The sequence below is a fragment of the Pseudophaeobacter sp. 1A16562 genome, from assembly GCF_041008785.1.
GTDB lineage: Bacteria > Pseudomonadota > Alphaproteobacteria > Rhodobacterales > Rhodobacteraceae > Phycobacter > Phycobacter gallaeciensis_A.
The window spans coordinates 195474-208227 of record NZ_JAXGFT010000002.1; the positions used below are offsets into that span (position 1 = coordinate 195474).

The window sequence follows — 12754 nt, forward strand, 5'->3', positions numbered from 1 at the left end:
GCAGCCAGCCTAGCGCTTCTGCGTGATCAGAACAGTTCCGCCGTTTGAAATGACGGTTGGCCCCGCTCCATTCACCGCTGACAGTCCATTACCAATCTGCGTGTAGGTGACATTTGTCGAATCACCCGCTACAGACAGGCTGAAACTGTTCTGATTGCCGGTCTGAACCAAGGTGCCGGAATTGTTGGAGCCGGACACGTCGACATTGCCATCGTTGCCATTGCCGGTCTGCAGAAGGCCCGCGGAGTTATTGGTGCCGGTCACTGAGATCTCACCGGTATTCCTGGAGCCGGTTTGGGACAACACGATGGAGGCCAATTCACCGCCAAAGATGGTCGCGGAATTGCCAAGTGGTGATCCGGTTAAGGCATTGTTTTGACTGAAGTAAACAGTTGCGCCTTCGCCTTCTAGAATGATCTCGCCGCTGTTGTAGGTGCCATACTGGCTGGCAGGTGACAGCCCGTCTGGAGCACCGGCGACGAGCGAATTCGTTGCGTCACTTTGGTCAATAAATAGCTCGTTGCCCGCGCTCGTGCCGTCGCCCTGCTCAAGATAAACAACGTTTCCACTGCCAGCAGCAGCCATGGAGGTCAGTGAAAGCGCCACGACGACCGTCATAGGGGTAATATCAAGTAAACGTATCAAAGCAAAAACTCCCCAAAAGTTAACAATACGTTACCATGATGATTGGGAGATCGCTACACTATTTCCGTTTCCATGCTGATGAAACACGGCCACATTTGCATGTCCGGTTTGCATGACGAGCGCTGTGTTGCCGGTGCCGGTTATCTGACCAAAGGCCCGGTTATTGGAACCATTCTGCGCAATGGCGAAAAGGTTGTCTGATCCGAGGACAGACAGGTCGATTTGATTGCCGAAGCCTGTTTGCGACAATACGCCCGGCTGAATAGTTGCGGCGGCAAATGCGGGAAGCGCGGGCCAGCTTTGGCCAAATCCGCCGTTGTCATTTCCTGAGATGGTCAGGGTTATCGTATTTTCTGGCTCGACGAGGACCTCCAGGGTATTGGCCGGTTCTGTTCTGAGTGAAACGACATTGTCCTGAGCTGCTGCCGTTTCGGTGCTGAGGCTCAGCGTGAAAGCTGTCAGGCAAATGAAATGTGCAACCAGAGGTGGTTTGAGCGGTGTCTTCATTGCATATCCTCCTGTGACGGCGAGGCCTTCGGTCAGCGACCTGGGGCAGGCACAGGAAAGGATAGAATAAGGGCGAGTTTGAGGCGGGCTATAGGCGCTTGAAGGAGGCTTTTTGGATGTTTTTATCTTAAATTTAAACAAATTATTACTGTGAGAATTTGCCTTTGATGGCAGTACAGCAAACAGCGGATAAGGCATATGCCTGCTCCGCTGTCTGGCCCAGGATCTGAAACGATCCTGTTATTTCAGAAAGTGAAGTGCCTAAGCGGGCAGAACGAGGTTAACCAATGACCTCGCCGTCTGCCGGCGGCGGCGGCGTTACCGGGCCACCTTCATCGACTGCAGGCGGCAACTGACGCACGCTGGGGGCGGGCGGTGTTGGTCGCGGCTTGGGCCGCGTCTGGGTAATCCGGGCGGCAGAGATCGTCACCGGACGCACCGGGGGGAGCGTCTGGCCGAGGTATTCCCCCAGTTTCTCCTGACGGTACTTCGCAATCAGGCGCTGCTGGGATCCCTTGTCCTTGAAGGCCCACAACCCGACCTCGGCCCCTTCGATGATGGTGCCGTAGACGGCCTTTTCGATGGCCTGTTGCAAGGCAATCAAGCGGGGTTCGTTCCCGGTCACGCCGGCTTCGATTTCAAGCAGCTCGTCCAGCGCGATGTAGCGGAACACGCTACCCCGGATCAGGGAGGAGCCGATTGATTTCTGGGTGACCACGCTGGTGAGGACTTCGCCAGTTTCGGTCGAGACAGCCCGCAGGCTGACGGTCACGGTATCCAGTTGCCACTCGGTATTGCCGCCGATGCCAAGGTATCGTGCGCCTGCGCCACCTGTTTGGGTGTTGCTGTCGTATCCCACGATTCCACCCTGCAGGATGATGCCGGAGTGCAGCAGCGGCGCCAATGCATTCGGATCGATCTCTGTCTCACCGCGATACTGCCGACGCATTTCGGTGAGGATCTGGCGCTCCCGGACGAGGTCCTGCAGGCCGGCGCGATCCAGAACTGTGAACCAGCGGCGTTCACCGGCATCCTGCAGTGCTTTGATCAGAACAGCAGAACCGCCCTGGGACACGGCCCGGGACAGTGTCTGGACGAGTTCGCGCTCTTTGTATTGCCCGGTAAGGTCAGGAAAATCGTAAACGGAGACGGATATGCGGCGTGTCGGTTCTGGCAGCGTGCGCAGGCTCATGTTGACCGGTGTCGGCTGCACAATCGTCGGATCGGCGGTCCCAAAAAATGGTCCTGGCGTCGTGGCGCAGCCAGAGAGAGCAGCGGTACCAGCCACCACCATGGCACGGAGTAGCACTCGCAGGCCTGCTTCTTTACCAAACACCATGTTTATCCTCGTTCTAATTCGTAGCTGTGGCTGCCCGATCTGCCAGGCAATCAGCAAACCTAATCTTAACTTCCAGTTACCAGTTGCGGGACCACGATTTCTGTCACGGTGCCATCCAGGGAGTCGACAATTGTGAGGCTGATGGAATCCACCGTACGCTCAAAGGTGACTTCGGTGGTTCCGAACGTCACTGTGCCCTGATCGGATGGGTTGCTTCCGAAGATCGCCTCGGTCACCTGGCCCGCGAGAGCGGAAAGCAAGCGACCTTCGAGCTGGCGCACGAACAAATCGGCGTTTGTGGTTCCGGTCGGAGATGTTGTTCCGGTCCCTGTGGTCGAGCTGCTTACGGCATCCCGCGCTGTCGCGTCGCGTTGCGCATTCGCAGTCGACAGCAGGTGGGATGAGTTGAGGGGAGCGCCACCGAAGGACGGGTTGATCGGAGTATAGGTCAACTCTCCAGATACACCGGCTCCCGCAAATAAGAGTGCTGATGCAGTGAAGCCAATGAAGGAATTTTTCATATCAACCACCAATCCTACAAACCTGCCGTGATGCGTCGCTAATTGACCGACTCACGGGTGATAACAACCACGCCGACTGGGTGTCCAGCGCCCATCACCTCTAAAAGCGCAGCAAATAGTGACTTGGCGATGACGAATTGTTCAAGTTGAAATAATTCGCATAAGTGTGTTGCGAATCTGTCACTTGTTGATGATGAAGGCTCGCGTCAGGGTTTTTGCGGGAAATTGGGCAATTCTAACAATGGTTGTGTTGACGTTACGAAAGCGCACGCGTTGCGCTTGGATTCGTTGGTGGCTCCCCCGTGAAATTGACGCTTAATTGAAAACAATCGTCCGGATTTGGGGTGAATGGGTGCGGGGTGCGAACGAGTTCGGTTCGGATTGGCTAAAATTATATAAAAATTTGCGACTTGATTACTGAAAGCTTGATTTAAATCATCTCTTAGGTCTCAATGAGGCGGCAGAATTGTTAACAGAAAGTTAACGGTGCGTGGGGGCGCACGAGGGGTGAATGGGCAGAGGAATATCTTTCATAGCCACATCTAAATTCTTGGTGCGTGGGCCCTTTTAAACAGTTGGGTCGGGGCATGCCTGCAATTGATGCAGGACGCCCCGCTGGGGCGGTTCCGAAGTCGAAGGCTTCTTTGGCGGAAGAACCTGGTAACGATAATTGGAGACCAAAATGCGAATTTCAAAACGTTTTCTGGTGGCAACGACTGCGTTGACGCTGAGCATGAGCGTGGCAGCCCATGCTGATGACAACAAGGCCTTTCTGGAACAGATCGGATCCGACAACAGCGCAAGCGTCGATCAGTCGCTGGGCAACACCAACCAGGCAGGTGGTGTGCAAGGTGGTTCGACCGCGGCGGGCAATGCGATGCTGCAGGACGGAAACAACAATGCGCTGAATATCGTCCAGTCCGGTGATGACAACTTCATCGGGGTAAGTCGTTCCGGCAACGGCAACGGCGTGACGCAGACCGGTAACGACAACTCGGCAACGGTGACGCAAAGCTCCGTGACCAACGTCGTTAACGTGATTGAGCAAACCGCGAACTCGTTCTTTGGTTCTACCGGGAACGAGCTGACGATCACCCAGTCTTCGGTCGGCAGCACGCCGCGCGATGTCGGTGGTCCGCTGAGCGGCGATGGCAACTTGCTGACCGCGGTACGCCAGACCTCCATCGGTCCCGTCAAGAACAGCGTGACCGTTTCGCAGAACGTGAATGTTGCCAACACAAGCCGCTACACGCGGAACCAGATCGGTGGCAACCAAGTCCAGAACGAGAACGCCGGTCTGATCTTTGAAGACTCGAACCTGAACCAGGGAAACAACGGTATCGTGCAGGTCGGATCGGGCAACATGGCCAACCTGACCCAGGATGGAACCCGCAACTTCATCCAACTTGTTGATCAGCGTGGCGGTTCCAACCAGGCGACCGCCACTCAGAATGGCGCCTTCAACATGATCGCGACGATCGATCAGGATGGTGGTCTATTTGGCGGATTTAACAACAGCGCAAATGTGTCCCAGAGCGGCTTCGGCAACGGCCGCGACGGGCTGACCTTGCCCAATGCCGGCTCTGTCGGCGCCACCTCTTCGAGCGTCATTCAGAACGGTGATGACAACTCGGTGACCTACAGCGCACAGGGTGACAGCAACGAGTTCGGCTTCACACAGATCGGTACCTTCAATACTGTCGGGTCCGTCTTGATCACCGGTTCGGGCAACCAGACCGCAGGCTATCAGGCTGGTGTCTCCAATACCATCACCATCGCGCCGATCGTTGGCGACGACAACGATGTCGGTGTCAGACAGGTGGGTGCCTTCAATCAGGCAACTTTGGAGCTGACCAACGGAAGTGATCGTAACGCGCTGCTGGTTGATCAGACGGGCGCCTTCAATGATGCCGACATTTTCGTAGAAGGCGATGACAACTTTGCCAGCCTCACCCAGATCGGGACCAACGGCTTCACGCTGAGCATGAGCGGTGATGAGAACAACAACACGACTCTCTCTGGTACCTTCGGCGGCAACGCTGCATCGGTGGGGCTGACCGAAGGCGTGTTCACCCAGGATGGATTGGGTAACTCGTTCGCCGGGGATATCGCCGGATCGAATAACCTGATGGCAGCCCTGCAGGATGGCAACTTTAACACCATCACCGCATCCGTGACGGGCGACGGCAACCAGTCTGCTGTGTCTCAGATGGGTAACTTCAACACCGCGAGCTACACCCAGTCCGGTGGCACCAATAACGCTGGTATCATGCAGTAAAGATTTGGCGGGACCCTTACTGTTTAGGGTCCCGCCTTGTTCTGGGGCATTGGTCCCATTTTTCGATGGAGTACGATTATGAAACGGCTCAAGGCATCTTTTATTACCACGACGGCACTGACGCTTTCGTTTGGCACGGCAGCTTTTGCGGATAGCAACGAAGCCTACCTGGATCAGCAGGACGTTGGGAACAGCGCAATCGTCGATCAGAGCGGCGGCAGCAACAACAAGGCAGGCGATTCCGTACGGCGGATGACTCAGGACGGTGATACCGCCGTTGACGGTTACAACCAGCTGAGCATCACGCAGTCCAGCAGCAACAACGAGATCGGCCTGATCGGATCCGGTGTCTCTCAAACCAGTGGAGCCCAAGGGTCGACTGCAGGTTATGTTACATCGAACGTCGCGACCATCACGCAGTCTGGCGGTGGCAGCAACGTGATTGGGGAGCTGGTTCAAGACCATAACGGTGGCCCGTACAATCCGGGAAATAACGGTGTTCCCAATACTCTGACCGTCACCCAGGACGGAACATCCAACACAATCACCACGATCCTGCAAGAAGGCAAACCGAACGACCGCAACACCGCGACCATCACCATGTCCGGCACCGACGACAATATCGACGTGGTGGAACAGAAGGTGTCGAACGACGGTTCGGGCGACAACACCCTGACCATCACCATGAACGGTACCGCAAACGGTATCGGTGATTTCACCGACTTCGCATATGGGTCTGGCGCACAGGCGGCGCACTTCCGTCAGTTCTATGCAACCCGGACCAATGCCAATGTCATCATCGGCGGCACCGGAAACCTGGTCGGGACCTACCAGCAGGGCAAAAACAACGATGTCGGCACCCTGGATGTTTCCGGTACCGATAACCAGCTGGGTGTGTCTCAGGACGGCAATTTCAACCTCGTCAGCGTTGCCGCAATCACGGGTGAACGCAACAACATCGGCATTCGCCAAATCGGCGACACCAACGGCGCCTCGGTCACCGTGTCTCAGAATGACAACGCATTTGGTGTCCTGCAGGATGGCTACACCAATAGCGCAACGGTTTCCGTCGACGGTAATGGCAACGGGCTGACCAGCAGCACGCCGCCGTTGGCCGGTTCCGCACTGGCAGCCGCGAGCAGCGATCTATCGTTCCAAGCTGGCCTGTTCCAACAACAGGGCAATGACAATACCGTCCTGGCCTCGGTGACCGGTGACAATAACCTGTTCGGCACGCTTCAGTGGGGCAACGACAACAGCATCACCGCGACCGTTGCGGGCAATAACAACCAGTCTGCGGTTGCGCAGCTGGGCAGCAACAACACGGCGAGCTTCTCGCAGTCCGGTGGCACCAATAACGTCGGTATCATCCAGTAATCAATGAGTTATGCGGGGCTGAGACACTACCTTGGCCCCGCGATTTATCAGTTTTTTATTCCGACCTCTGGGGGGAGGTATGATCATGAAACTTATTAAGACGGCTTTTGTAACCTCGACCGCGCTGACCCTTTCGATGGGCACAGCAGCTTTTGCAGACAACAATGCGGCCCATCTGGATCAACAGGGTGACTACAACAACGCCTTGATCATGCAGAACTACGGCGGCAACTCCGGCAACATCGCCGGGAACACGGGCGCCACCAGCATCCTGCAGGATGGCGATGCGAACGACCTCTACGTCAGCCAGCAGGGATCAAACAACCGCGTGGGCAGCGGCACGTTCTTCCAGCGCTCGGATACCAATCTTGGACCAAGCGACCTGGCCAACAAGGCAACGATTACGCAGTTCTCGGACCAGAACACGGTGGAAAAAATCCGCCAGAACGCGATTGGCGCTTCGCTGGCGGCCGGCCCCAACGAAGTCGAGGTCGAACAGGGTACCACCTTGGGCACCGGCGATCTCAATTATATCCGGGACATAGCTCAGGAACGTGGTGCCAATAACTACCTCCTGATCAAGCAGACAGGCGCGTCGAACTACACTTACAGCGCACGCCAGGAAGGCAACGACAATGATGCCAGATTGGTGATTTCCGGGAGCGGGAATGGCGTATCAGGATTGTCCCTGCACCCTGATTATGCCGGTGCGGGCGGGAACACCGGCCTGCTGAGCAACAACAACCATGTAGGGGCGTTCCATTGGGCAGCGATCGAACAGCGCGGCACCGGTAACCGGACGGATCTGACGATCAGCGGAAACAACAACCAGTATGCAATTCAGAATGGCCGCTACAGGAACTCTTCGGAAGACAACATGGCTCAGGGCCTGCTGATCAGCGGTAATGACAACCAGTTGGGCATCAGTCAGGTTGGAAGCCGTAACGATGTTTCCCTTTCTACGATTGCAGGGGATTTCAACTCAATCGGCATTGTACAGACCGTGGATGACAACTGGGCGCAGGTGACGGTCGAGACATCATTCAACAAGGCGCGGGTGATCCAGGATGGCAGCCGCAACAACGTGGACCACTGGGTGAACCTCGGTCACAGCCAAACCGCGACGATCGACATTCTTGGCGACGACAACCAGCTGAACACCCAACAACGCTGGGGCAATGGCAACCAGATGTCCGTAAGCGTAACGGGCAATCGCAACAACGCTGGTGGCACATTGAGCGGCAGTGCCGGCGCTGCATTCGCAGCGGGTGACAGTGTGACCGGCCTGTCGATGTCCGCAGGCTCGCTGTGGCAGCACCTCCACAACAACCAGATGACCATGACCGTTACTGGCGATGATAACCTGTTTGCCGTCTTGCAGCGTGGCAGCGGCAACATGCTGAACGGCACGGTGATCGGATCCTACAACCAGGCAGCTGTCGCGCAAAATGGCAACAACAATACCGTCAATTTTGTCCAGAACGGGTCCTACAACAACCTTGGCATCATCCAATAACCTGATCCTCCGTCGCGGTTGATCTGCGGCGGGGCTCAGCCCTTCTGGCGACATGAATTTGACGGCACACAAGGGCAATTAAGCGAGCGTATTCGGGGTCCTACCTCGACGGAATGACGCACAATATAAATCTGTTAACCATTAGGTTGGGGGAAGTATTATGACAAACCTGAAGACATTCTTGGTGGCATCTACCGCCATGGCTCTGGCCGGTGCGACCTGGGCGGACAGCAACGAAGCCGCTCTTGACCAGAACGGCAGTGGCAACACCGCACTGATCGACCAGAGCGCCGGTGCGAACAACGTAGCTGGTACATCGGCAACTTTCACCGACTATGCAAACCAACCGCTTCTCCAGGATGGGGACAACAACGACCTCACTGTCGATCAGTCTGGTGACGGCAACCTCGTAGGCTATAACGGCAACAGCGGCAGCCCCGCTGGCTATGTTGAGCAGCTTGGCGACGATAACGTTGCCGATATCGAACAGACAACTGACGGTAACGCCGTGATCCGGGTGTCTCAGGAGGGCGACGCTGGCACTGGCACGGATGAAAACATCCTGACCATTCTGCAGACAGGTGGCAACAACAACACGATGCGCACTGTGCTCCAGAAGGCAACCGGCGGCGTTCCGGATCTGGCTAATACTGCGGATCTGAGCCAGGACGGTACTGGCAACCTGATCAATACCGTTCAGCAGTTCGGCGAAGACAACAGCGTGACCGTGCAGATGACCGGCGATGGCAACGGCACCACCGCGCTTTCGGGAGTCGCGGCTGTGGCCAACAACGCCACCTTCATCCAGCGAGGTCTCGGCAACATGATCAATGTCGACATCGATGCCAACAACACCGGTATCGGGGTGGAGCAGCGCGGTGATGGCAACTCGGTCGGTACGCTGGACATCAACGGCGACAACAACGAGATCGGTATCGCGCAGGGTGGTCCTGCCAACCAGTCCGGCCAATCGGGCAACAACAACGTTGTGGCAATGGGTGTGGTCGACGGCGCCTCCAACATCGTCGGGATCCGTCAGTGGAACGATGACAACATGGCGACGCTGAACATCATCGGCGCCTCGGATGACAACATCGTGGATATCATTCAGGAGGATGCATTCGGAACAGGTGGCGAGGCTATCGTCAACATCGAAGGCAGTGCCAACGGCGGCGACGCCAACGACATCTACATTGAGCAACAGGCCTGGGGCTTTGCGGATGTCGGCATCGACGGTGATCGCAACGATATTTCCATTCGCCAGTTCAATGCCGATCAAGCCACCGTTCGCATCGGCGGCATCCCGGAAGGCGATGACAACGTTCTGTCGATCGTGCAGGGCGGGTCCAGCCCCGCCAACCCGAATGTCATGAACGTGTCCATATTTGGTGACGACAATAACTTGTCTGGCGGCTTCAGCGGCAGCGCGCTCACGGCTGCGGTGGCTGCGACCGGCTATCAAACCTGGAACGATCTGCAGCCGGGCGCATTGAGCCAGCAGGGTAAAGGCAACACGATGACGCTGACAGTCGGCGATGTCCTCAGCGAGGCGAGCGGCAACCTCTTCGCTGCAAGCCAGCATGGTAATGACAACACACTGACCGGTGTCATCAATGGTAACTATAACCAAGCTGTCGTCGCACAGATGGGCAACCTGAACACTGCTGCATTCAGCCAGGCCGGGTCCGGTAACAATACTGGTATCATCCAGTAATTTACTTCCGCCGGGGCGGTTTGCCGCCCCGGCACCTACGAAAGGGGAAGGTGTTCCCCAGAAATAAGGGATCAATTCAATGACGCGCACTGCAAAGTTTCTGGCAGCCTCGACAGCGCTTTCGCTTCTGTCGACCGTAGCCTACTCCGGCAGCGGCAACGAAGCGCTACTGAGGCAAGTCGGCAATGCAAACAGCGCGCTTGTCACGCAGTCGGGTGACAACAACAGTGCTTTTGGCTCCGGCGATGGCGGCCTCAACAAGGCAGACATGGTGCAGTCCGGTGATCAGAACGCGCTGGTCATTACCCAATCGGGCGATGGTAACGAGATTGGCATCAGGGGTAGCCTTGTCACCTTTGGCGGCAGCGCCGGTCTGAACCAGACCAACAACAATGCCACCACCGCGGGCAATTTCAACGTGCTGAGCGTCACCCAGTCCACCAACAACAACGCGGTGCAGGGTATTCGCCAGCGGGCCTTTGTCGGGGCAGGGGGCAACAGCATGACGATTACCCAGCAAGGGGGCGATGGCAACCTGATCGGTGATATCAAGCAGTGGCACTACGGAAACTCCGGGGCCAACAGCCAAGGTCAGACGATTGTTATCCGCCAGGATGGTGCCAACAACTGGATACGCGCCGTCTATCAGGATCTGAAGGGTAACGGCAACGAAGGCAACACGATGTATATCGACATCCTGGGCAACAACAACAGCGGCGCCCAGCCGGTCAACTCGGATGCGCGTGCCGGTTACAATGGTGGCGGACAGTTTCGCCAGAACGGCTACGGCAACTATATGGATGTGGACATAACCGGTGACTCCAACGGTTATGGGGTGAACCAGGTTGGCGCCCGCAACTCGATCGGCACGCTGGCCATCAACGGCAATGGCAACGCCTTTGGCATTGAACAGGTGGGTGACGACAATACCGTGACCGTCTTCGGTGGGATCAATGGCAACGACAACGATTTCGGGGTCAACCAGGCAGGATCCTCCAACCTAGTGGATGTTGCGCTTTTCGCCGGTGACCTGAACGAGCTGCTGGTCGATCAGGACGGTGCTGACAACACGTCCTACGTGACCATCGATGGTGACCAGAACGATGGCGACATCACCCAGGGTGGCGGTGGCAGCAATACCGCATCGCTAAGCCAGGTCGGTGACAGCAACGTGGCGACCATCACTCAGTGACGCCGCAGCGTCGGATTGGCGCAATAAATCAATCAGGCCGGGCGCAAGCGCGCCCGGCCCCTGATCCGTAGGAGCCTGTCGTACAATGCGCATTCTCGTTCTTCTCAGCGTTCTTCTTCCTGTGGCGGCTGCCGCGCAGGACAATCTGGTTTTCATTGATCAGATCGGTTTGGAAAACGAGGCGCTGATCGATCAGGTCGGAAGTGGCAACCAATTGGGCCTTGATACGGATGTCGCGCTGCAGGAGGGTTATTATAACAGCCTGATCGTGACCCAGACGGGGGCGGACAACCAAGTGGGCACCATCGGACGGGGCTTTGAGCAAAGCGGCAATTCGCAGACACCTACGATTTTCAACCAGGTCGACATCACCCAAGACTCCAACAGCAACCTTGTGGGAGAGGTACTTCAGGTCGCAACCGGAGCCATCCCATCTGGCGCCAACCGCCTGTTCATTCTGCAAGGACAGTCCGGGTCGGGAGATGGCAACCAGATCATCACCGTAATCCAGGAACAGCTGGACGGAATGCCTGGTCAGATTGCCCAGATTGAACAGATCGGCACTGAAAACACTCTGCTGCGGGTCGAGCAGCGGTCCGAAACGGCCGCGCAATTCGCCGAGAACATCATCCGCGCCAGGTTCACCGGATCCTACAACGGTCGCGGTCAGCTGACCGGGCCTGCTTTGCTGTCCCGCGCCCTCGACAACGCGCTCATCCAGCGTATCGGCTACGATAATATGGGTGCAAACGGCAATGAGATGGATCTGACGGTTTCTGGGGATTTCAACCGCTTTGGCATCTTTCAGGGCGGACGCCGCAATTCGGTCGGTTTCGTCACAATCACCGGCGACACAAACGAAGTGGGGCTGCGCCAGGATGGTTTGCAGAATGATATCACCATGTCCACGGTCGCTGGCGATGAAAACCGGGTCGGGGTGGGGCAGATCGGCACGAACCGCGCCTGGGTGGAGCTGACGGGGTTCAGCAACCGGAACGACATTCTCGGGCTGCAGGAAGGCACCAACGATCTGGAGTTCTATGTCGAAGGAACTGGCAATATCGCCTCAGCGGATCAGAACTATTTGTCAGGATTGGGGGGCAGCAATGCCGCGGAATTCCGCATTCTCGGAGACAACAATTTCCTAGACCTTCTGCAACAGGGGCAAAACACGGCTGTCTTTCTCGTTGAAGGCGACCTGAACAATGCCGCACCTGCAAGCTTCACGGGTGTTGCAGCCAGCGATCCAGGTCTGACGCCGGGTTTCTTCAAGCAACTTGGCTTCGGGAATGATGCCACGACATCCATCACCGGGGATGCAAACCTCGTTGCCGCGGTACAGGACGGTGATGCGAATGGTTTCACGGTCATCATTGTCGGCAATACGAACCAGGCCGCCGTCGCACAGCGCGGAAACGCGAACGACGCGTGGATTTCTCAAAACGGGACCGGAAATACGGCTGCAATCATCCAATAATCTGCACCCCCCTTTTATCTCTGCCAATATCGTGCACTTGCGGAGCGGAGAGGATGTAAGCGCTTTGCCGCGCTACCGGCCTTGGCGGGCGGTTCTGTATAGGGCGCTTCGTCTTGCGCCGCCGAACTGCAACATGGAGTTGGCCAGAAGCGGCTGACGCCCGGTGTCCGTCAGCGGGATGTGACCGC

At 56.8% G+C, this 12754-nt stretch carries 10 protein-coding genes; 6 read left to right on the forward strand and 4 right to left on the reverse strand.

What is annotated here, in order from left to right:
* Positions 1–9: 9 nt before the first annotated feature.
* The 4 genes from SM764_RS03335 to SM764_RS03350 form a co-directional block, all read right to left on the reverse strand.
* Entirely contained in the window at positions 10–618 is a 609-nt protein-coding gene (locus SM764_RS03335; RefSeq protein WP_369000994.1) for a hypothetical protein, read from the reverse strand.
* A 57-nt stretch (positions 619–675) separates the two neighbouring features.
* Complete coding sequence (locus SM764_RS03340; RefSeq protein WP_369000995.1) at positions 676–1350, reverse strand: hypothetical protein; 675 nt, start codon at positions 1348–1350, stop codon at positions 676–678.
* A gap of 82 nt (positions 1351–1432) precedes the next feature.
* Positions 1433–2491, reverse strand: a complete 1059-nt coding sequence (locus SM764_RS03345; protein ID WP_369000996.1) for a CsgG/HfaB family protein — start codon at positions 2489–2491, stop codon at positions 1433–1435.
* Positions 2492–2556: 65 nt separating this feature from the next.
* Positions 2557–3012 (reverse strand): curli assembly protein CsgF, encoded by a 456-nt coding sequence (locus SM764_RS03350; protein WP_065271213.1) that lies wholly within the window; start codon positions 3010–3012, stop codon positions 2557–2559.
* A 682-nt stretch (positions 3013–3694) separates the two neighbouring features.
* Here SM764_RS03350 and SM764_RS03355 point away from each other — a divergent pair.
* From SM764_RS03355 to SM764_RS03380, 6 genes are all read left to right on the forward strand, one after another.
* Positions 3695–5290 (forward strand): beta strand repeat-containing protein, encoded by a 1596-nt coding sequence (locus tag SM764_RS03355; RefSeq protein ID WP_369000997.1) that lies wholly within the window; start codon positions 3695–3697, stop codon positions 5288–5290.
* A 78-nt stretch (positions 5291–5368) separates the two neighbouring features.
* The gene (locus SM764_RS03360; RefSeq protein ID WP_369000998.1) at positions 5369–6667 is read left to right on the forward strand and encodes a hypothetical protein; all 1299 of its coding nucleotides are present in this window, start codon (positions 5369–5371) and stop codon (positions 6665–6667) included.
* Between the two features lie 85 nt (positions 6668–6752).
* The gene (locus SM764_RS03365; RefSeq protein ID WP_369000999.1) at positions 6753–8183 is read left to right on the forward strand and encodes a hypothetical protein; all 1431 of its coding nucleotides are present in this window, start codon (positions 6753–6755) and stop codon (positions 8181–8183) included.
* Between the two features lie 160 nt (positions 8184–8343).
* Positions 8344–9897, forward strand: a complete 1554-nt coding sequence (locus tag SM764_RS03370; protein ID WP_369001000.1) for a hypothetical protein — start codon at positions 8344–8346, stop codon at positions 9895–9897.
* A gap of 79 nt (positions 9898–9976) precedes the next feature.
* Complete coding sequence (locus SM764_RS03375; protein ID WP_369001001.1) at positions 9977–11089, forward strand: hypothetical protein; 1113 nt, start codon at positions 9977–9979, stop codon at positions 11087–11089.
* A gap of 85 nt (positions 11090–11174) precedes the next feature.
* Positions 11175–12566, forward strand: coding sequence for a hypothetical protein (locus SM764_RS03380; protein WP_369001002.1), 1392 nt, complete (start codon positions 11175–11177; stop codon positions 12564–12566).
* The last annotated feature ends 188 nt before the right edge of the window (positions 12567–12754 follow it).